This is a genomic window from Saccharopolyspora gloriosae (genome assembly GCF_014203325.1).
GTDB lineage: Bacteria > Actinomycetota > Actinomycetes > Mycobacteriales > Pseudonocardiaceae > Saccharopolyspora_C > Saccharopolyspora_C gloriosae.
In genome coordinates this window covers 4936334-4955658 of record NZ_JACHIV010000001.1, presented here as the reverse complement: position 1 = coordinate 4955658, position 19325 = coordinate 4936334, and the positions used below count along the sequence as shown (strand labels likewise).

Below are 19325 nucleotides of genomic sequence, written 5' to 3'. Positions count from 1 at the left end.
GTTCCGGCTCGGGGCATGCGCGTCAGTTCCCCGCGGCGTCGAGCAACCAGTGGTAGCGCATTCGCAGCGCTCGTTCCGTGCTGGCCAGTGCCGCGCCGATGGTGAGGGCGGTGTTGAGCCACAGCGGCAGGTGCAGGGGCGACTCGAAGATCCCGATGTTCGCCGCGATGGGAGGGATCCGGGAGATCGGCTCCGCGATCTGGATGGCGAGCAGGATCACTCCGATGACCAGCAGCACCACCGAGACGAAACCGACCGCGCCGCTCACGACCGGATGGTTGCGTTCGAGGCGGGCGCGGCGTCCTTCTGCGGACTTCGGATCCGGGGTGAGCTGGTGTTCGGTGCCCGACGCGGTCACGTAGTGGCAGCGCTTGAGCCCGACCTGGCTCGTCGCGACCTCGATGGTGCCGCCGTCGACGGGGAAGGCGGCGGGGACCTTGGACACCGCGTGGTGCCTGCCGTCGCGGAACAGGTGCGCCTTGACCTCGCCGTTGCTGTCGCCCATGTGCCGGACCTCGACCGTGTACACCGTGCGGTGCCCGTCGTGGTGATCGAGCGTGAGGTGCAACAGCGCCCGGCTGAACTGCTGCCACCAGCGGAACGGCTTCAACGGCCGCCCGTCGCCGCTCTTCACGCGTCGCAACGCCCGATCTCGCCGCCACTGCTCGAACATGCCCGCCCCTTCGCCGAATCCCCCGGAAAGTCTCTAACACGCTGTACTAGCGCGATGGACGCCAAGCTAGCACAGCGTGTTAGAAAAGCGCTATCACGGTGTGCTAGTACTGTGCGGAGTGGAGGTGGGCATGGACGACTCGGAGGAGCCGGCGTTGAGCACCCGGCACCGGATCCTGGTGGCCGCGGCGACGATGATCGGTGAGGATGCGTCGGCGCGGTTGAGCGTCCGCGCGGTCGCGGCGCGGGCCGGGGTGAGCACGGGCTCGCTGCGCTACCACTTCCCGACCCAGCGAGCCCTCCAGGACGCCGTGCTCGCCGGCATCTACGACATGGTGGCCACCGGCGACGCGATCCACGACCGGTCGCTACCTGCACGGGACCGGCTGGTCGCCTGCCTCCGCGAAGTGCTCGCACCCGCCGGAGTGGGGCAGGAGGCGCGCGCGGCCTTCGGGAAGCTCCACGAGGGATTCATCGCGCCGGAGCCGACCGAGGAGATCAAGGCCGTCTACCTAGGCATGGAACGCGAGGGCCAACGCCGCACCGAGCACTGGCTGTCCGTCCTCGTGGACGAAGGCGCGCTCGCCGCCGGCGACAACGCGCGGCGCGCGAGGTTCCTGATGACGGTGGTCAACGGCCTCTCGCTGGAGCGCGCGCTGCCCGCCGAGGACTCGCTGCTGACCGCCGAGACGAACACCCTGTACCTGGCCGTCGACGCCGTCCTGGCGAGCGCCGGGGCTGGTGCAGGGGGCGGGTGAACGGCCCGTTCGTCCGATCCGGTCGGGCGAACGAGCCGTTCACCTCGACGGTCAGAACGGGCCGTGGAAGTAGACGGTGTCGGTGGCGAAGAAGTTCGGCTGCACCGAGATCCGAAGTTCCCCGGAGTCCGAGGTGATCTGGAATCCCCTGGTGATGGTGAGGGTTCCGCCCGGCGGGATCTGGGCGTTGGCGAAGATGTCGTCCGAGTAGACCGGCTGGGTGGCGCGTCCGTCGTGGGTGGCGGTGATGTCCCAGGTGACCGGGTTGATCTCATCGTCGGTGCCGTTGGTGATGGTCAGGTCGACCTCGACCGCGCGGGCTCCGGAAGGCAGTTCGTAAGGGTTGGACTTCTTGAACTTCCGCGGTTCGGAGACCTGCACGGATTCGCCGCCCTTCCAGGTGTGCGTCTGACCGAAGCCGAGTTCGATCGGGGCATCCGAGGCGTCCGCGGAAATCCCGCCCGGAACGGGGCTGTGCTGGGCTTCGACGCCGAGCGATTCGGATTGCTTCGCTGCCTCGTTCGCGGCGGTGCCGACGATGCCGACCCAGGCGACGCAGATCAGGAGTCCGATTCCGGCGAGCACGGTGCCGGTGATCGCCATGCCCTGGTTGTTCGCCTCGCCGTTGCGCGCGCGGATGATGCCGATGACGCCGAAGACGAGGCCGAGGATGCCCAGCGGCCAGGCGATCACGCCGATGAACGGGATGAACGAGAACAGCAGGGCGAGCAGACCGAGGACGAATCCGGCGGTGCCGAGACCGTTCTTCGGCGTCGTCGGCGGCGGGACCACTGCGGACATGGGTGTTTCCTTCCGGCAGGACGTGGGAATCGCGAGCAACCGCAAGATCGTTCCAACGGGAGGACGTCCTGTCCGCGTTTTCCTGCCGGACCACACGTAGGGGTGGATTCAGTGGATCGCTGGTGCGGAATCTGCTAAATGCGGTCTGCGAGATCTCGGGAATGCCCGCTCTGCCTGCGGGGTTTCCACGTCCGCCGGTCGCCGCTCACCGCACCGGGCGTTGAACGCGAACGAGGGCCGCACCGGTGTTCGGTGCGGCCCTCGTGCTCGTGCGGTCAGCGCCAGTGGCGCAGGGCGTCCTGGAGCACCTTCGGCTGCTCGGTGCGCTTCGGCCCGATGGTCGCGGCGCCCTCCGGGGTCGGCTGGGGGAGGGGTTCGCAGGTGACGTCCGGGCCGTCACCGGGCTTGCGCTGGGGCAGGGCACCGGTGGTCAGGTAGTCGGCGATGCGGTCGTCGACGCAGCCGTTGCCGGACAGCGAACCGGAGTGCGTCGTGCCGCCGGGCAGGCTGATCAGGCTCGCGCCGGGGAGCCGCTTGCGGGCCTCGATCGCGCCGGGGAACGGGGTCGCCGCGTCCAGCTCCTCGCTGATCAGCAAGGCTCCCTCGACGTCGCCGCCGTCGACGTTCACCGGCTCACCCGCCTTCGCCGGCCAGTTCAGGCAGGAGGCGTTGTGCCAGGCGTTCGCCCAGGTCTCGAACGGTGCTTTCGCGTGCGTGACCCAGTTGTCGGCGCGCCAGCGGCCCCACTGCTGCGGCCACTGCACGTCGGTGCACTGGACGGCGTTGTAGACGGCGAAACCGTTGTCGTCGCCGGGCGTGTTCGACGCGTCGTAGATCTCCACCAGCGGCTGCCAGTCACCGTGGTGCACCCAGCCCGCGAACGCCTTCGCGCGCTTGTCCCACCCGGTCTGGCCGTAGCCCGCGGACAGGAACAGGTCCGTCCACTCCGACGAGCCGATCTCGCCGCCCGCGGGTTGCGCGTCGAGCTTCGCGCGCTGCTCGTAGTAGAGCCGCTCGACCTGCGCCCCGGTGGTGCCCAGGTGGTACACCGAGTCGTAGCGGGCCACCCAATCGAAGAAGATCTTGATGTTGCGGTCGAACGCGACGTCCTGGTTCAGGTTCGCGTCGTACCAGACGTCCTCGACGTTGACGACGCCGTCCATGACGACCCGGCGCAGCCGCTCCGGGTGCAGCGTGCCGTACACCTGCCCGAGGTAGGTGCCGTAGGAGAAGCCGTAGTAGTTCAGCTTCTCCTGGCCGAGCGCCTTGCGGATGCTCTCCATGTCCTCGACGGAATCCGTCGTCTTCATGTGGTCCAGCAGCGCCCCGCCCGTCCTGCCGCACGCCTCCGCATAACCGGAAGTGCGGGACAGCCACTCCTGCTCCTTCTCCGGAGTGGTGGGGAGGTAATCGGGGCGGTCGTGGGCGAAGTAGTTCGGATCGCACGACAACGCGGGTTTGCTCGAACCGACACCGCGCGGATCGAAACCGACCCAGTCGTAGGCGGCGCCCGCGCCGTGCGGAACCGATTCGCCCAATGTCGCCAGGTACAGGCCGGAACCGCCGGGACCACCCGGGTTGAGCAGCATCGCGCCCTGGTACTGATCCTCGGGCACGGTGTGCTTCACCTGCGACACGGCGAGTGAGATCTTCTCCCCGTCCGGATTCGCGTAGTCCAGCGGAACTTCGAGCATTCCGCATTCGGCGCCCGCCTCCTGCAAGGACTCGTCCTCGCAAGGGCCCCAGGAAATCGGGGCGGGTTCGAAGGGGGCCGGGGCGGTCGGGGCGGCGGAACTCGCCGGTGCGAACAGCAGGCTGGCGGCCAGCAAGCCGGTCGCCGCTGTCGCGGTCGCTGTTTTCTGCACTTCATTCCTCGATGTCCGGTTCGGCGCCCGCTGCGGGTGCCGATCGGCTCAGTCTGCTCAGGGCGTCCGCATTCCACCAGGTGTTTCGCGAATCCGCACGATTGCGCGCATTCCCAGTTGAACGGTATTGGTGACCCAGCACGTCCGGCCGGTCGCGGAAGGTGAGTAGAAACGCGGCCCCGCCGCGCCGGATGAGTCGGATACGGTCCCGGCTGATCAGGAACGCGCGTACGTGCTGCCGGGCGGAATGGTTCCTGGGGGCCGCCCCCGAGCGTTGTCGCGTGAGCGCGGCTGAATCGCGGCGACGCTCATTTTTCCCGGACTGGGGAATCTCCGGCTCTCAAGGGCGCCAAGGGCTGCGCTTGTCGGTGACCTTGCGGGTCGGGTCCTCGTGCCGCGGGACGTCCGGCTCGTCCGCGCGCAGCGGAGCCAGGCCCGCCGTGATCGCGCGCATGATCCGGTCCCTGGCGCGCGCGGCGTCACCGGCGCGGTCCGAGGACAGATCGCTCAAGTCGACCGGATCGCCGAAGTGCACCTTCAGCACCGGGCGCCGCCGGATGGCCGCGAGCCACGATCCGAGCAGCACCCGCACGTCACCGAAGTTCCCGACGCGCAGCATTCCGTAGCACATGGCCTCGTGCGCGCCCCACTGGCTGATCGGGATCACCGGTGCGCGCGAGGCCAGCGCCATCCGGGCCACGCCGGTCTTGCCGCGCTCCGGCCACAGGCCCGGTTCCAGGCTGATCCGGCCCTCCGGGTACACCAGCACCGGGCGGTGGTCCTCCTCCAGCGCACCCACCACGTGGTCCAGCGCCTGCGCCGCGTTCGCCTTGCCGCGGTCGGCGCGCACGTGGTGGCAGTGGCGCAGCATCGACCCGATCACCGGGGCGTCGAACAGGCCGCCGGTGGCGAGGAAGCGCAGCGCCAGCCGCCGACGGCCGCACGCCGCCATCACGACCAGCGCGTCGACGTTGCCGATGTGGTTCGAGGCCAGCAGCAGCGGCCTGCCGCGCAACTCGTCCGGCACGTCACCGGTCACCTCCAGGCGGCCCGTGAGCAGGATCAGCGCGCGGTCCACCCGCAGCAGCACCCGCCACAGCAGCGGCGCCTCCCGGAACAACCGGGTGCGGGACCGCTGGGACGCCTGCGGGCTGCGGCGTGTCGGCTCTGCTGGATCTGCGGGCTGGGCGACCATGACGAGTGAGGATCGCACAAGGGCGGAATCGGTGGACGCAGGACGTGGAAAACCAGGGCCCGACACCCCCGTGACCGCTGTGCCACCTGTGACGGGAGGGGCCGGTCAAGATACCGTAAGTCCCATGGCGGGCCGGACCACGAGCGGCGCCCAGCGCAAGAACCAGTCCCAACCCGGTTCGAAGAGCAGGGCCCAGAGCTCAACACGCAGCTCAGGCGGCACGAAGAGCAACGGCGGTGCCGCGAAAAGCCGCAAGACCACCTCCAGCGGTGGCTCTTCCCGCGGCTCCACGCACGCGCCGCGCCGCACCCCGGCGAAGAAGCCCACCGCGCAGCGCGGCCAGCCCCGGTCGGGCGGAGTGCTGCGCCGCGCCAAGGACATCGACCCCGCGCACGGGCGCACCGGGCTCGCGATCATCGCGCTCGCCGCGGCCGTGATCACCGCGGCCGGCATCTGGTGGCACGCGGGCGGGCCCGTCGGGCAGTGGCTCGACTGGGGGCTGCGGTTCGTCATCGGCAACGCGGTGCTGGTGCTGCCGATCGTCGTCGCCGGGGTCGCGGTGTTCTTCGCCAGCACCGACAACAACCCCGAAGCCCGGCCGCGAGTGGTGCTCGGCTCGGTGTTGCTCGGCTGGAGCGCGTTGGGCGTGCTGCACATCGGCTCCGGCGCGCCGAGCGGCTGGCAGGAGTGGCCCGCCGCGGGCGGCGTGCTCGGCTTCATCGCGGGCGGGCCGCTGGCGCAGGGACTGACCGGCTGGGTCGCGGTGCCCGTGCTGGTGCTGGTGGCGCTGTTCGGGCTGATGCTGCTCACCGACACGACGCTCGCCACCGTGCGCAACCACCTGCTCGGCAAGCCCGTCGAAGACGGCGAACCCGCCACCGAGGAAGTCGCGCCCGAGACGGTGAAGCTGCGCCGCCCGTCGCGGCGCCGCCAGGCCTCGACGCCCGTGGAGGAGCCCGCAGCCAAGAGCGGTGGCAAGTCCAAGGGCGACCAGCTCTCCCTCGACGACGTGCCCGAAGAGGCCCCCACCAAGCCCCGCGGGAAGGCGAAGCCCGCGGCGGCCGAGGTGCCCGCCGCCGACACGGCCGACGAACCCGCCGACACCGGCAAGCTCACCATCAGCCGCGCCGTTGAAGGTGACTACAAGCTGCCGCCGCTGGACGTGCTCACCGGCGGGGACGTGCCGAAGACGCGCAGCAAGGCCAACGACTCCATGATCGAGGCGATCACCGCGGTCCTGGAGCAGTTCAAGGTGGACGCGGAGGTCACCGGCTTCGTCCGGGGGCCGACCGTCACCCGCTACGAGATCGAACTCGGGCCCGGCGTGAAGGTCGAGAAGATCACCGCGCTGACCAAGAACATCGCCTACGCCGCCGCCACCGACAACGTGCGGCTGCTCGCGCCGATCCCCGGCAAGTCCGCGGTGGGCATCGAAGTGCCCAACAGCGACCGCGAAATGGTGCGCCTGGGCGACGTGCTGCGCTCCACCACCGCCTCCGGTGACGAGCACCCGCTGGTGATGGGGCTGGGCAAGGACATCGAAGGCCACATGGTCACCGCGAACCTGGCGAAGATGCCGCACCTGCTGTGCGCGGGTTCGACCGGTTCCGGTAAGTCCAGCTTCGTGAACTCGATGCTGGTGTCGCTGCTGGCGCGGGCCACGCCGCAAGAGGTCCGGATGATCCTGATCGACCCCAAGATGGTCGAGCTCACCCCGTACGAGGGCATCCCGCACCTGATCACGCCCATCATCACCCAGCCGAAGAAGGCCGCCGCCGCGCTGGGCTGGCTGGTGGACGAGATGGAACAGCGCTACCAGGACATGCAGGCCAACCGGGTGCGCCACATCGACGACTTCAACACCAAGGTCCGCTCCGGCGAGATCACCGCACCGCCCGGCAGCGAACGCGAATACCGGCCGTACCCGTACATCCTGGCCATCGTCGACGAGCTCGCGGATCTGATGATGACCGCGCCGCGTGACGTGGAGGACGCGATCGTGCGGATCACGCAGAAGGCCCGCGCCGCCGGAATCCACCTGGTGCTGGCCACCCAGCGGCCCTCGGTGGACGTCGTCACCGGCCTGATCAAGACGAACGTGCCGTCGCGGCTCGCGTTCGCCACGTCCTCGCTCACCGACTCGCGGGTCATCCTCGACCAGCCGGGCGCCGAGAAGCTGATCGGCATGGGCGACGCGCTGTACCTGCCGATGGGAGCCGGACGGCCGCAGCGCGTGCAGGGCTCCTTCGTCAGCGACGAAGAGATCCACCGCGTCGTTTCCTACACCAAGGAGCAGGCCGAACCGGACTACACCGACGGCGTCACCGCGGCCAAAGCGGGCGAGAAGAAGGAAGTCGACTCCGACATCGGCGACGACCTCGACGTGCTGCTGCAGGCCACCGAGCTCGTCGTCACCAGCCAGTTCGGCTCCACGTCGATGCTGCAGCGGAAGCTGCGCGTCGGGTTCGCCAAAGCGGGCAGGCTCATGGACCTGCTCGAATCGCGCGGCGTCGTCGGTCCTTCCGAGGGGTCGAAGGCGCGCGACGTGCTGGTGAAACCGGATGAGTTGGAAAACGCTCTGTATTCGATTCGTGGCGGTCCGCCACCGGATTCCGAAGAGTGATCGACGGCCCCGCCTGATCAGGCGGGGCCGTTGCCGTATTTACCGGTGATTTTCGTCGCGGCAATGACTTCGGCGCGTATTCTTCACGACTGCGACACCGCCACTCGGGGGAGTGGTGGAAATGTGCCACGAGGGTTCACGGACTGATCATCGCGAGATATATTCTGCGCCGCTCCTCGACCGAAAGGTTCGCGATGAACGGCAAGAAAGCACGAGCCGGTGCCGCCACCGCGCTGTCGGTGCTGCTGCTCACCGGCTGGTACCAGGCCGGGGCCGAGCCGCCGGCCGGTGACATGACACCGATGGACATCTCGAAGGGCGAGATGTTCCGGCAAGGCGGCAGCAGCTACCCGCGCCTGGTCCGGCTCGAGAACAGCGGTACCGCCAACGGGCGTGTCATGGCCAGCATGACCACCTACGTGGACAACGCCGGACGTGCGGTGATCTACGAGAGCACCGACGACGGCAAGTCCTTCCAGCCGGTCGGCGAGATCCGCGACCCGGCGGGCGAGGACACCAAGGGCATGTGCTGCTCCACCCTCTACGAACTGCCGCGGCAGGTCGGCGACATGCCCGCGGGCACCCTGCTGTGGGCGGGCACCGCCGGCGTCGGCGCCGATGAGGAGACCCGGACCAGCAGCGTCCGGTTGTGGCGCAGCGACGACCAAGGGCGAACCTGGTCGTACCTGTCCGACGTGGTCTCGAAGCCGCCGGGACCAGGAATCTGGGAGCCGGAATTCACCGTCTCCGAACAAGGTGACCTGGTCGCGTTCTACTCCGACGACATGGATCCGAACCACGATCAGAAAATGGTTCAGATCCGCTCCAAGGACGGCATCACCTGGACCGACGAGCGCGATGCGATCAAGCAGGACGAATTCCGGGTGCGCCCCGGGATGGCCGGTGTCCGCCAATTGCCGGACGGCACCTATGTGATGACCTACGAAATGTGCAACTTCGACCCGGTGCACACGTGCACGGTGTGGATGCGCGAATCCGAGGACGGCTGGGACTGGGGCGACCCCCGCGACCCGGGCACCGAAATCGTCTCGGACACCGGCGGGCAGCCGCTGGGCACCCCGACGATCACCTGGGCGCCCGGTGACGACCCCAACGGCAGGCTCGTGCTCGCGTACCAGATGCTCGCGGGCGACGAAGGCGGCTGGGCGCCCGGCAACGGCAAGACCCTGATGGTCAACGACCACCCGTCGGACCTCTCCAGCGGCTGGCGCGAGATCGACGCCCCCGTGCACATCGAGCACAACCAGGGCAGCACCTGCCGCGGCTTCAGCCCGTCGGTGGTGCCGACCGAGGACGGCGAGTCGCTGATCCACGTGGTCACGGACTTCGAGAAGTACATCGGCGGGCCCTGCGAGGCCTACTTCGGCACCGGGGCCATCGACGGCTCCGGCGACGCGGCCACAACGAACACCGAACGCACCCCGCTCGACCCTCGGCCGGGGCGGTAAGGGCTCTTTTTGCTTGGGTGTCCGGGTAGCGGAACCTCAGCGTTCTTCTCGCTGCGGGATCTTTTTCCCAAGTGGCTCCGCCACGAGGGAAAAAGCTGTCCTCGCGAGAAGAACGCTGAGAACCCGCCGGTGAGCGGCTTTTCGACGTGGGCTATTCGCTTCGCGAATCCAGGCACGGCTTCGCCGCAAGGCAGACTTCGCTTCGCTCGTCCAAGGCACGGCTTCGCCGTGAGGCAGGTGTGGCTTCGCCCGCCCAGGGCACGGCTTCGCCGCTGACGCGTGATCCTCAGTGGGGGCGCAAGGTCGCGTACGAGTCGTCGAGCTTGGTCAGGGAGTCCACGCCGAGCAGGCGCATCGTGCGCTCGATCTCCGTGCGCAGGATGTCGACGGCTCGTTGGACACCGCGCTCACCGCCCGCCATCAGGCCGTACAGGTAGGCGCGGCCCACCAGGCAGGAATCGGCGCCGCGCGCCACCGCCGCCACGATGTCGGCGCCGTTGAGGATGCCGGTGTCCAGCATGATCTCGCCGCGATCCCCGATCGCGTCGCGCACCCGCGGCAGCAGCTCCAGCATCGTCGGCGCCCGGTCCAGCTGGCGGCCGCCGTGGTTGGAGAGGATCACCGCGTCCGCGCCGAGCTCCACGACCTTGCTCGCGTCCGCCGCGTTCTGCAGGCCCTTGATGATCAGCGGGCCGTCCCAGATCTCCCGCAGCCATTCCACGTCGGCGAAGCTCAGCGACGGGTCGAACATCTCGTTCATCAGCTCGGCGACGGTGCCCTCCCAGCGGGTGAACGACGCGAACCGCAACGGCTCCGTGGTGAGCAGGTTGATCCACCACGCCGGGTGCAGCGCGCCGTCGGCGATCGTCTTCACCGTCAGCGACGGCGGAATCGTCAAACCGTTGCGCACGTCCCGCATCCGCGCGCCCGCGACCGCCGTGTCCACGGTGAGCATCAGCGCCTCGTACCCGGCCTCCTTCGCCCGGCGCACCAGTTCCAGGCCCGCGGAGCGGTCGCGCCACACGTAGAGCTGGAACCACTTGCGCGCGCCCGGCGCCGCCGCGGCGAGGTCCTCCACGGACGTCGTCCCCATCGTGGACAGGCCGTAGGGAATGCCGGCGCGCTCGGCCACCCGTGCCACCGCGGGCTCGCCCTCGTGGTTCATCATCCGCGTGAACCCTGTGGGGGCCAACGAGAACGGCATCGCCGAGGGCTTCCCGAGGATCGTCCTGCTCGTGTCCACAGTGGACACGTCGCGCAGCACCGAGGGGTGGAACTCGATCTCGCTGAACGTCTGCCTGGCTCGTCGCAGGCTCGTCTCGCTCTCCGCCGCGCCGTCGGTGTAGTCGAACACCGCGCGCGGGGTGCGGCGCCGCGCGATCGACCGCAGGTCCGCGATGGTGTGCGCCTGCGACAGCCGCCGCTGCGTCGGGTTCAACTTCGGCGGTTCCACCCGCAGCAGCGGGCGCAACTCGGACCAGCGTGGAATCTGCCGCCGCACCATCGAGCACCGTCTCCTCTACGTCGTCATCGCCGGACGCGGGCGACATTACCCAGCGCGGTGGCGGCGAAAAACCGTCCGACGGCAACGGGCGCGGCCACCGGGAACCGGTGACCGCGCCCGCATCGGCGAATCGGATCAGGAGTCGAAGCGCATCGTCTCCCCGGTGCGCGTCTTGCCCTCGAAGCCCACGACCTGGCCGGATTCGGCGTGCACCGGCTTGATCTCGGCCTGCTCGACGGCCGACGACGTGGACGTGCTCATGTTGCCGAACTGGCGCACGGCCTCGTAGTAGACGTTCGCCGCCGCCTTGCACGTCGAGTCGTCATCGCAGCCCGAGTACATGTCGGCCTTGAAGTTGTCGTCGATGCGCAACCGGTTGTCCTCGGAGAACCGGTCCTGCGCCTTGTAGTTGCGGTAGCCGAAGTCGTGCCGGTCGCAGCTGGTGGAGAAGTCGAAGCCCAGCGGCTCGTCCGGCGACCAGGAACAGCTGTCCGACGACCAGTCCAGCTGTCCGGAGTGCGGCTGCTCGGAGCGCAGGTCGATGAAGTCGCTCAACGAGGTCTCGAACAGGTACTGGTCGGTGACCTGCTGCAACTCGTCATCGGAGAGGTCGGCGTGGGCGGTGCCGACGGACAGCAGCATCGCGGCGCCCGCGGCGACGGATGCGACGAGACCGCGGCGGGAAGTGGCGGAACGGAACACGGGATCTCCTCGTGATCAGGGTGGGGCCTGCAAGGATCAACACCGGTGTTATAGCCGTTTCGCGAGGTACGCGCGGGATCAGGCGGGTTTTCGCCGCATGAAGCTCGGATGACGTGCCGCCGACGGGTGCCCGGTGGTCTCGGGGACGGCGCCACGCCGCCGCCTAGGCTCGGTGTCGATCACCTGCGGAGACGGACGGCGATGAAGCTCAACACGACGACGTTCGGCGACGGACCCAGCACTGTCGGCCTGGTGCACGGCCTGGGGCAGTCCGGCGAGCTGTGGCACGACTTCGCCGCGCCGCTGGTCGACGGTGGCGAGCACACCGTGATCGCGGTCGACCTGCGCGGCCACGGGGACAGCCCGCGCGGCGACTCCTACCTGATCGACGACTTCGCCGCGGACCTCGTCGACACGCTGCCGACGGGCCTGGACGTGCTGGCCTGCCACTCGCTGGGCGGTTCGATCGTGCCCCGCGCGGTCGAAGCGCTCGCACCCCGGTACGCGCTGTACCTGGACCCCGGGTTCCAGCTGGCGCTGCCCACGAGCGGCTGGCGCGCCCGGCTGTTCTGGGCGGCCCCGACGCTGAGCCTCGTGATCAGCGCCCTCGCCCGCCGCGGCCACCAGCAGCAGGCCGCCGCGGCGCACACCCCGCGCACCCGCGAACTCACCGCGCAGGCCAAGCGGAAGTTCGACCGGCGCATGATCGGCGAGGTGTACCGGGACATCGCCCACCACCCGTTCGTCCCCGCTGCGCCCGCCGTGCCCAGCACCGTGCTGCTCTCCGCCGAAGGCGACGCGGTCGTGCCCCCGGAACTGGCGGCCGACCTGGAACGCCTCGGCTGGGACGTCCGCCGCTTGGACGACATCACCCACGAACTCTGGCTGGAAGACCCGACCAGAACCACCGAAGCCGTCGCCGACCTCTTCTGAGCGGTGATCGCCCGATGGTGTCGTTGCGAACACGCCTGTTGAGGTACCTCCAGGCCGTTTTTTGCGGTTAACTTGCACGAGAAGGCTTGAAGCTCGACCACGGAAGGTGTCTCATGCTCCGGAGCTTCCGGCTCGGCAACCACCGCTCGTTCGCGGAGGAGCAGGAGCTGCTCCTGATGCCCGCCTACGACAAGACGCGTGAAGTCCTGCCGGTGGCGGCGATCTACGGGGCCAACGCGTCCGGCAAATCCAACCTGCTGGACGGGTTGCGGTTCATGCGGTCGGCAGTGGTGGATTCCTTCGGCCACTGGGACGCGGACGGTGACGATGGTGTGCCGAGGCGACCGTTCCGGCTCGACCCCGCGCTACGAGCAGAACCCTCGACCTTCGTCGTCGAGCTGCTCATCGAGTCCGTCCGCTACACCTACGGGTTCGTCCTGGACGACTCCGCCGTGCGCGAGGAGTGGCTCTACTCGTATCCGGAGAACCGGCGCCGGGTGCTCTTCGAACGTGAAGGCCGTGAGGTGAAGTTCGGCTCGACCGTCCGGACGGCGAAGGTCAAGCGCGAGGTACTGGAGGAGATGACTCGGGAGAACGCCCTGCTGCTCTCCGTGGCAGGGCAGTCCCGGTTCGACGAGATCCAGCCGGTTCACCGGTGGTTCGTGCGAACCATGCGATTCCGGAGATCCGCTGCCAGTCGCCCAGCGGCGTTCGGAGCTCGACGGCTCGCCGAGCTCCTGGAACGTGGTGACACATCTCGGGAACAGGTGTTGAACCTGATCAGAGCGGCAGACCTCGGCATCGCGGACGTCCAGGTGGAGCGGCGTGAAGATCGCAGCCGCATCGATTCGTACCTCTGGCGCGCCAAGCGGGCCGAGGAAGCAGGGGAGTCCGAAGAAGCGGAGCGCGTCAAGGCTCATATCGCCGAACTGGAGGCGCGCGGCCCGGACGTGGAGATGTTGCTCAAGTTCGTACACGCGGAAGGCGGCGACGAGCTGTTCGACCTCCGCGACGAATCGGAAGGCACGCAGCAGTGGATCGGGTTGCTGCCGGTAGTCCTGTCCGCAATCCGCGCCGGCTCCGTCCTCGTCGTCGACGAGATCGACACCAGCCTGCACCCGTTGCTCACCTCCCGGCTGATCGGCCTGTTCCTGGACCAGCGGATCAACACCAGCCAGGCTCAGCTGATCCTCACCACCCACGACACGAGCCTGCTCGGCACGATGCTCGGCGAGGAATCGCTTCCGCGTGATTCGGTGTGGTTCGTGGAGAAGGACCGCGCCGGACGGAGCTCGCTCTACGCGCTGTCCGACTTCAAACCGCGCAAGAGCGAGAACTACGAACGGCGCTACCTGCACGGCAGTTACGGCGCGGTCCCGTTCCTGGCGGCCGAGCGATTCGCGGAGGCGTTCGGGGCCGACCGGTGACCCGCCGGGAGAACAGGGGTGGACGTCGTCGACCCAAGCTGACCTCGAAGCCCCTCGTGCTGGTGCTGTGCGGCGCGGCGGAGACCGAGCGCCAGTATCTCCGCGCGCTGCACTCGCACCTCCGGACCCTGGCCGTCGACGTGCAGTTGGAGAGCGAGGCGGTCGATCCGGTCACGTTGGTGGCGAAGGCCAAGCGGTGGCGGAGCAGGAACCCCGGTGCTTACGACGAGATCTGGTGCGTGGTCGACGTGGACGAATTCGACATCGATGCGGCGCGTTCTGCCGCGAAGAAGGCGAACATCACGCTGGCGGTGTCCAACCCGTGCTTCGAGTACTGGCTGCTCCTGCACTTCGAGGATTTCGGTGGGGCATTACACGACTACCGGGCGGCCGCGAGCAGGCTCAAGCGTCATGTGCGCCACTACGAGAAGGCTTCGATCGTGTTCGACGACTACAAGGACGGTTTGGCCCGATGCGCGGGCGCGGGCCGAAAGCAGGTGCGAGCACGAATGCGAGCACCAGCGCAATCCGTCCAGTGGCGTCTGGCGGCTGGTCGATGTGATGGACGGGCGTGCGACGTGAGGCTCGTCAGGTGGGGAGTTCCAGGAGCATCCTGGTGTTGCCGAGGGTGTTGGGTTTGACGTACGGGAGGTCGAGGAATTCGGCGACGCCCTCGTCGGCGGAGCGGCGCATCTCGTCGTAGACGTCGGGGGAGACCGGGGCGCCGTCGATCGGGGCGAAGCCGTGGCGCTGGAAGAACGCGGTCTCGAAGGTGAGCACGAAGACGCGGGTCAGGCCGAGTTCGACGGCGAGCTCCACGAGACGGCCGACCACACGGTGGCCGACGCCGTGACCGCGGGCAGCCGGATCGACCGCGACGGTGCGGATCTCGGCGAGGTCCTCCCACAGCACGTGCAGGGCGCCGCAGCCGACCACGCGGGGCGGGCCGTCGGGCGCGGTGAGCTCGGCGACCCAGAACTCCTGGACGTGCTCGTAGAGCGTCACGAGTTCCTTGGCCAGCAGCACCTTGCCCGCGTACGAGTCGACCAGGGCTTTGATCCCGCGGACGTCCCCCACCCGTGCCCGCCGAATCGATATCACCTCGGCCGCATAATCATGCATGGTCAAGATGCTACCTTTCCGGCACGCTGGAGTCGACGTGCCCTTGGGCTGCACACGGTAATCGGCCGACTTCGCACAGTGATATGATCGTTACCGACGGTGGTGCTGTGCGCTAGGCTCGAACCAGGAGGTGGGGGATGACCGCCACGATGCCTGAACGCAGAACGCACGACCGCCACCCGGAATCCCCGGAGTGCTCGGACGAGACCCCTACCGCGCGCGAGACCGCAGAGCGGCTGTGGCGGAACCCCGAGCTGGACGGCTTCCGGATCGAAGCGATCAGCGGAAGGGTCGTCGTGACTCCACCTCCCGACGGCGGCCACGCGGTCGCCTTGACCAGGCTCATGCGCATCTTGGACCGTGCCTCGGTCGAAGAAGATCAGTTCGAGGTGCTCCAGAACATCGGCGTCGCGCTGCCCGACGGGCCCGGTGACTACGCGCTACCGGACCTCTCCGTGGTCGACGAGGACTTCCGCGACCACCGCAAGCCCGGTGGTCAGTACCCGGCCGACGTGTTCCACCTGGTCGTCGAGATCACTTCCTCGAACTGGGAGGACGATCTGCGGATCAAGCCCGAGGCCTACGCGCGGGCCGGAATCCCCGTGTACCTCATCGGCGACCGGCGCCACCGCGAGGCGAAGGTGCTGTGGCGTCCGGAGGGCGGCGAGTACCGCAGCGCCGCGACCTACGCCTCCGGTGAGACGTTGAAGCTGCCGGGGGACGTGGCCGCGGAGATCCCCGTCGACGTCCTGCTGCAGCGCTGACCGGGCGCGGGCGCAGCGGGGCTCAGGGCGACGGCTAACCTCGGGTCATGCCTGCTGGGTCCACACCGCGCCGAGTGTCCATGGTCACTCTGGGATGCGCGCGCAACGAAGTCGATTCCGAAGAGCTCGCCGGGAACCTCCACGAGCGCGGCTGGAACCTGGTCGACGGTGAGGACTCCGCGGACGTCGTGGTCGTCAACACCTGCGGTTTCGTCGAATCGGCGAAGAAGGACTCGGTGGACACGCTGCTGGCCGCCGCCGACACCGGCGCGAAGGTCGTCGCGGTGGGCTGCATGGCCGAGCGCTACGGGCAGGAACTCGCCGACCAGCTGCCCGAAGCGGACGCGGTGCTCGGCTTCGACCACTACGCGCAGCTCGCCGAGCGGCTCGACGACGTGATCGAGGACCGCCCGCTCGCCTCGCACCAGCCGCGGGACCGGCGCACCATGCTGCCGATCACCCCGGTCGAACGACCCGCCGCCGCGGCCGAGGTCGCGGTGCCCGGCCACGGCTGGGTGCCCTCGACGCGGGTGACGCGCCGCAGGCTGGACGACGCCCCCGTCGCCTCGCTGAAGCTGGCCTCCGGCTGCGACCGGCGGTGCACGTTCTGCGCCATCCCCGCCTTCCGCGGCTCCTTCCTGTCCCGCAAGCCCGACGAAGTCCTCGGGGAAGCGGCCTGGCTGGCCACCCAGGGCGTGCGCGAGCTGTTCCTGGTCAGCGAGAACTCCACCTCCTACGGCAAGGACCTCTCCGACGCCCGCGCGCTGGAGACCCTGCTGCCCCGGCTCGCGGGCATCGACGGCATCGACCGCGTGCGCGTGTCGTACCTGCAGCCCGCGGAGACCCGGCCCGGCCTGGTCCGCGCCATCGCCACCACGCCCGGCGTCGCGCCCTACTTCGACCTGTCCTTCCAGCACGCCAGCGAAACCGTGCTGCGCCGGATGCGGCGCTTCGGCTCCACCGAATCCTTCCTCGGGCTCATCGACCAGATCCGCGAGCTCGCGCCCGAAGCCGGGATCCGCAGCAACGTCATCGTCGGCTTCCCCGGCGAGACGGAGGAGGACTTCGCGGAACTGCGCGACTTCCTCACCCGCGCCCGGCTCGACGCCGTCGGCGTGTTCGGCTACTCCGACGAGGACGGCACCGAAGCCGAAGGCTTCGACGGCAAGCTCGACGAGGACGTCGTCGCCGAACGCGTCGCCGCGATGTCCGCGCTCGTCGACGAACTCACCGACCAGCGCGCCGAAGACCGCATCGGCAGCGAGGTCCGGGTGCTGATCGAACGCGACACCGAGCACGAGGACGGCTGCGCCGGGCGCGCCGAGCACCAGGGCCCGGAGGTGGACGGCGAATGCCTCGTCACTGATCCTGGGACGGTCGCCGTGGGCGACGTGCTGCACTGCCGGGTGATCGCCAGCGAAGGCGTCGACCTCGTGGTGCGCCCCATCGGCGACGAGCCCGAACGGCAACGGTCCGGGGAGACACCATGACGACCGAAGGCGCGGCCTCGGGATCACCCGCTCAAGGCGGGGAGCCCCGCCAGGTGCCGCTGCTGAACATCGCCAACGTGCTGACCGTCTCCCGGCTCGCGCTGGTACCGGTGTTCCTGGTGGCGCTGCTGTGGGAGGACGGGCACCAGCCGCTGTGGCGGTGGGCCGCGGTCGTCGTGTTCCTGGTCGCCGCCATCACCGACCGCATCGACGGCGAACTCGCCCGCAAGCGCGGCCTGATCACCGACTTCGGCAAGATCGCCGACCCGATCGCGGACAAGGCGCTGACCGGGGCCGCGCTGATCGGCCTCAGCGTGGTCGGCGACCTGCCGTGGTGGGTCACGCTGCTGATCATCGCGCGGGAGCTGTTCGTCACACTGCTGCGGTTCTGGGTGATCCGCCACGGCGTGATCCCCGCCAGCCGCGGCGGGAAGCTCAAGACCCTGCTGCAGGCCATCGCGATCACCGCGTACCTGGTGCCGCTCGGCGGGCTGATCGAACCGGTGCGCTGGATCGTGATGGGCGCCGCGGTGCTGGTCACCGTGGTGACCGGAGTGGACTACGTGGTGCAGGCCGTGCGGCTGCGGGCGCAAGGCCGCCGGACGACGGCGACGCGCTCGTGACCGGCTCGACCGCCGGCGCGGCCGACGTGCTGGAACTGCTGCGCGGTCGCGGCGAGACCGTCGCCACGGCCGAATCCTTGACCGCGGGACTGCTGGCGGTCGTGCTGACCGACGTGCCCGGCGCCAGCGCCGTCGTGCGCGGCGGGCTGATCGTCTACGCCACCGACCTGAAGTCCGACCTCGCCGGGGTCGACCCCGCGCTGCTGGCGGCCGGTGGCGCGGTGCAGCCGAAGGTGGCCGAGCAGCTCGCGGCCGGAGCGCGCGAGCGCTGCGGGGCCACCTGGGGAGTGGGCCTGACCGGGGTCGCCGGACCGGACCCGCAGGACGGGGCCGCACCGGGCACCGTGCACCTGGGATTCGCGGGAGCGACCGGCACCACCGTGCTCTCCACTAGGCTCGACGGTGATCGCGCGGCCGTGCGGACGGCGGCCGTTCGAGTGGCGTTGGAACACTTCGCCACGATTCTTCGTTGAGGGTGCGGAGTGTCCAGACGGCCCAGTGCTGCGGAATCGTCACCGATTCGCGCTTGCGCGCCGGTGCGCGGACGTTCGCCCTCGGCGGATTAGAGGGTGATCGCTCTCGTAAACCGCGTCGCGATGAGTAACGTAGGGGGCGTTGACGCGTAGCGCACGATGTAAGCGACGAAGGAGGGAGGCGCGCGATGACCGTGTTGTTGCGGGAAGCAGTCGGTGAAAGGCTGCGCCGCGCCCGGACCGCTCAGTCTCGTACGCTGCGAGATGTCTCGCGCGCCGCCCGGGTGAGCCTCGGCTACCTCTCCGAGGTGGAGCGGGGGCGCAAGGAAGCGTCGAGCGAGCTGCTGTCCTCGATCTGCGGCGCGCTGGACCTGCCACTGCCGGAACTGCTGGTCACGGTCGCCGGTGACCTCGACGGCTCGGGCTCCGTGCTCGCCCCGGCGATGGTCGAGCAGCGGACCGCGGACTTCGACGGTGGTCGCCTGGTGCCGAGCCTGATGGGGGCCGACCTCAGCGAAGCCGACCTGTCCGGCGCCGACTTCGCCGACACCGAGGCAGCGGGAATCGACGCGCAGCTCTCCAGCGAAGACCTCACCGAGGAACACCGGTTGCAGCCGGTGCTCAGCCAGCGGATCAGCCCGCCGCTGCGCAGCTCCGGCGGCGTGGTGGTCGCGGCCTGAAGGAACCTCTCGGGGCTCCGCCGCGTTGATCAGGTGGACCGTGCGGACCGTGGCCGCCACCCGGGCGAAAGCTCGGGTGGCGGTGCTGGTTCGATCATGTCGTGACCGTTCGTGGTCCCCGGGGGAAATCCCCGGAGATCTACGCATCCTGGTGGAACCGGACACCGCGCCCTGACACGATGGGTGCGGCGGCATCATGAGGACAGGACACGACGTGGCTGAAG

Annotated in this window: 18 protein-coding genes; 11 read left to right on the top strand and 7 right to left on the bottom strand. The window is 69.2% G+C overall.

The features are described 5' to 3' along the window. Positions 1-22: 22 nt before the first annotated feature. Positions 23-673, bottom strand: coding sequence for a hypothetical protein (locus BJ969_RS21480; protein WP_184481435.1), 651 nt, complete (start codon positions 671-673; stop codon positions 23-25). A gap of 130 nt (positions 674-803) precedes the next feature. On the opposite strand from BJ969_RS21480, the gene BJ969_RS21475 reads away from it, so the two are divergent. Continuing rightward, the gene (locus BJ969_RS21475; RefSeq protein ID WP_184481433.1) at positions 804-1430 is read left to right on the top strand and encodes a TetR/AcrR family transcriptional regulator; all 627 of its coding nucleotides are present in this window, start codon (positions 804-806) and stop codon (positions 1428-1430) included. 51 nt (positions 1431-1481) lie between these two features. Here BJ969_RS21475 and BJ969_RS21470 read toward each other — a convergent pair whose 3' ends face one another. The 3 genes from BJ969_RS21470 to BJ969_RS21460 form a co-directional block, all read right to left on the bottom strand. Further along, positions 1482-2231 carry a DUF4190 domain-containing protein gene (locus BJ969_RS21470; RefSeq protein ID WP_184481431.1) on the bottom strand — a complete coding sequence of 250 codons (750 nt, stop codon included), beginning with the start codon at positions 2229-2231 and terminating at the stop codon, positions 1482-1484. A gap of 275 nt (positions 2232-2506) precedes the next feature. Beyond that, a complete protein-coding gene (locus tag BJ969_RS21465; protein ID WP_184481429.1) occupies positions 2507-4096 on the bottom strand; it encodes an alpha/beta fold hydrolase in 1590 nt (529 codons plus the stop codon). Between the two features lie 340 nt (positions 4097-4436). Then, positions 4437-5291: a lysophospholipid acyltransferase family protein gene (locus tag BJ969_RS21460; protein WP_184481427.1), complete on the bottom strand. Its 855-nt coding sequence runs from the start codon at positions 5289-5291 to the stop codon at positions 4437-4439. A gap of 124 nt (positions 5292-5415) precedes the next feature. Between BJ969_RS21460 and BJ969_RS21455 the strand changes: the two genes are divergently transcribed. Together BJ969_RS21455 and BJ969_RS21450 are read left to right on the top strand one after the other, a co-directional pair. Beyond that, entirely contained in the window at positions 5416-7914 is a 2499-nt protein-coding gene (locus BJ969_RS21455; protein ID WP_184481425.1) for an FtsK/SpoIIIE family DNA translocase, read from the top strand. A 194-nt stretch (positions 7915-8108) separates the two neighbouring features. Continuing rightward, positions 8109-9383: a sialidase family protein gene (locus tag BJ969_RS21450; protein WP_184481423.1), complete on the top strand. Its 1275-nt coding sequence runs from the start codon at positions 8109-8111 to the stop codon at positions 9381-9383. 286 nt (positions 9384-9669) lie between these two features. Here BJ969_RS21450 and BJ969_RS21445 read toward each other — a convergent pair whose 3' ends face one another. Then, positions 9670-10887, bottom strand: coding sequence for an alpha-hydroxy acid oxidase (locus BJ969_RS21445; RefSeq protein WP_184481421.1), 1218 nt, complete (start codon positions 10885-10887; stop codon positions 9670-9672). 135 nt (positions 10888-11022) lie between these two features. Then, a complete protein-coding gene (locus BJ969_RS21440) occupies positions 11023-11589 on the bottom strand; it encodes a phospholipase (protein WP_343071526.1) in 567 nt (188 codons plus the stop codon). Positions 11590-11790: 201 nt separating this feature from the next. Between BJ969_RS21440 and BJ969_RS21435 the strand changes: the two genes are divergently transcribed. From BJ969_RS21435 to BJ969_RS21425, 3 genes are all read left to right on the top strand, one after another. After that, complete coding sequence (locus tag BJ969_RS21435; RefSeq protein WP_184481419.1) at positions 11791-12522, top strand: alpha/beta fold hydrolase; 732 nt, start codon at positions 11791-11793, stop codon at positions 12520-12522. A gap of 113 nt (positions 12523-12635) precedes the next feature. After that, complete coding sequence (locus tag BJ969_RS21430) at positions 12636-13949, top strand: AAA family ATPase (protein ID WP_184481417.1); 1314 nt, start codon at positions 12636-12638, stop codon at positions 13947-13949. 56 nt (positions 13950-14005) lie between these two features. Next, positions 14006-14590 carry an RloB domain-containing protein gene (locus BJ969_RS21425; protein WP_184481415.1) on the top strand — a complete coding sequence of 195 codons (585 nt, stop codon included), beginning with the start codon at positions 14006-14008 and terminating at the stop codon, positions 14588-14590. On the opposite strand, the gene BJ969_RS21420 is transcribed toward BJ969_RS21425, so the two are convergent. Beyond that, positions 14538-15071, bottom strand: a complete 534-nt coding sequence (locus BJ969_RS21420; RefSeq protein WP_184481413.1) for an amino-acid N-acetyltransferase — start codon at positions 15069-15071, stop codon at positions 14538-14540. The two genes, BJ969_RS21425 and BJ969_RS21420, sit on opposite strands and share 53 nt — an antisense overlap. A gap of 137 nt (positions 15072-15208) precedes the next feature. Here BJ969_RS21420 and BJ969_RS21415 point away from each other — a divergent pair, with 137 nt between their 5' ends. The 5 genes from BJ969_RS21415 to BJ969_RS21395 all read left to right on the top strand — a co-directional run bounded on the left by BJ969_RS21415 (position 15209) and on the right by BJ969_RS21395 (position 19101). Beyond that, positions 15209-15835 carry a Uma2 family endonuclease gene (locus BJ969_RS21415; protein WP_184481411.1) on the top strand — a complete coding sequence of 209 codons (627 nt, stop codon included), beginning with the start codon at positions 15209-15211 and terminating at the stop codon, positions 15833-15835. Between the two features lie 47 nt (positions 15836-15882). Continuing rightward, on the top strand, positions 15883-17325 hold the full coding sequence (gene rimO, locus BJ969_RS21410; RefSeq protein ID WP_221315901.1) for a 30S ribosomal protein S12 methylthiotransferase RimO: 1443 nt from the start codon (positions 15883-15885) through the stop codon (positions 17323-17325). After that, positions 17322-17948 carry a CDP-diacylglycerol--glycerol-3-phosphate 3-phosphatidyltransferase gene (gene pgsA, locus BJ969_RS21405; RefSeq protein WP_184481406.1) on the top strand — a complete coding sequence of 209 codons (627 nt, stop codon included), beginning with the start codon at positions 17322-17324 and terminating at the stop codon, positions 17946-17948. Before rimO ends, pgsA begins: the two co-directional genes overlap by 4 nt. After that, entirely contained in the window at positions 17945-18421 is a 477-nt protein-coding gene (locus tag BJ969_RS21400; protein ID WP_184481404.1) for a nicotinamide-nucleotide amidohydrolase family protein, read from the top strand. The genes pgsA and BJ969_RS21400 overlap by 4 nt, the downstream gene beginning before the upstream one ends. A gap of 188 nt (positions 18422-18609) precedes the next feature. Next, positions 18610-19101, top strand: a complete 492-nt coding sequence (locus BJ969_RS21395; protein ID WP_184481402.1) for a helix-turn-helix domain-containing protein — start codon at positions 18610-18612, stop codon at positions 19099-19101. Positions 19102-19325: the final 224 nt, after the last annotated feature.

What these genes read in the sequence shown, in the direction of transcription:
- BJ969_RS21480 (WP_184481435.1), bottom strand. Translation starts at nt 673, where the DNA reads ATGTTCGAGCAGTGGCGGCGAGATCGGGCGTTGCGACGCGTGAAGAGC.
- BJ969_RS21475 (WP_184481433.1), top strand. Translation starts at nt 804, where the DNA reads ATGGACGACTCGGAGGAGCCGGCGTTGAGCACCCGGCACCGGATCCTG.
- BJ969_RS21470 (WP_184481431.1), bottom strand. Translation starts at nt 2,231, where the DNA reads ATGTCCGCAGTGGTCCCGCCGCCGACGACGCCGAAGAACGGTCTCGGC.
- BJ969_RS21460 (WP_184481427.1), bottom strand. Translation starts at nt 5,291, where the DNA reads ATGGTCGCCCAGCCCGCAGATCCAGCAGAGCCGACACGCCGCAGCCCG.
- BJ969_RS21455 (WP_184481425.1), top strand. Translation starts at nt 5,416, where the DNA reads ATGGCGGGCCGGACCACGAGCGGCGCCCAGCGCAAGAACCAGTCCCAA.
- BJ969_RS21450 (WP_184481423.1), top strand. Translation starts at nt 8,109, where the DNA reads ATGAACGGCAAGAAAGCACGAGCCGGTGCCGCCACCGCGCTGTCGGTG.
- BJ969_RS21445 (WP_184481421.1), bottom strand. Translation starts at nt 10,887, where the DNA reads ATGGTGCGGCGGCAGATTCCACGCTGGTCCGAGTTGCGCCCGCTGCTG.
- BJ969_RS21435 (WP_184481419.1), top strand. Translation starts at nt 11,791, where the DNA reads ATGAAGCTCAACACGACGACGTTCGGCGACGGACCCAGCACTGTCGGC.
- BJ969_RS21430 (WP_184481417.1), top strand. Translation starts at nt 12,636, where the DNA reads ATGCTCCGGAGCTTCCGGCTCGGCAACCACCGCTCGTTCGCGGAGGAG.
- BJ969_RS21420 (WP_184481413.1), bottom strand. Translation starts at nt 15,071, where the DNA reads ATGCATGATTATGCGGCCGAGGTGATATCGATTCGGCGGGCACGGGTG.
- BJ969_RS21415 (WP_184481411.1), top strand. Translation starts at nt 15,209, where the DNA reads ATGACCGCCACGATGCCTGAACGCAGAACGCACGACCGCCACCCGGAA.
- rimO (WP_221315901.1), top strand. Translation starts at nt 15,883, where the DNA reads ATGCCTGCTGGGTCCACACCGCGCCGAGTGTCCATGGTCACTCTGGGA.
- pgsA (WP_184481406.1), top strand. Translation starts at nt 17,322, where the DNA reads ATGACGACCGAAGGCGCGGCCTCGGGATCACCCGCTCAAGGCGGGGAG.
- BJ969_RS21395 (WP_184481402.1), top strand. Translation starts at nt 18,610, where the DNA reads ATGACCGTGTTGTTGCGGGAAGCAGTCGGTGAAAGGCTGCGCCGCGCC.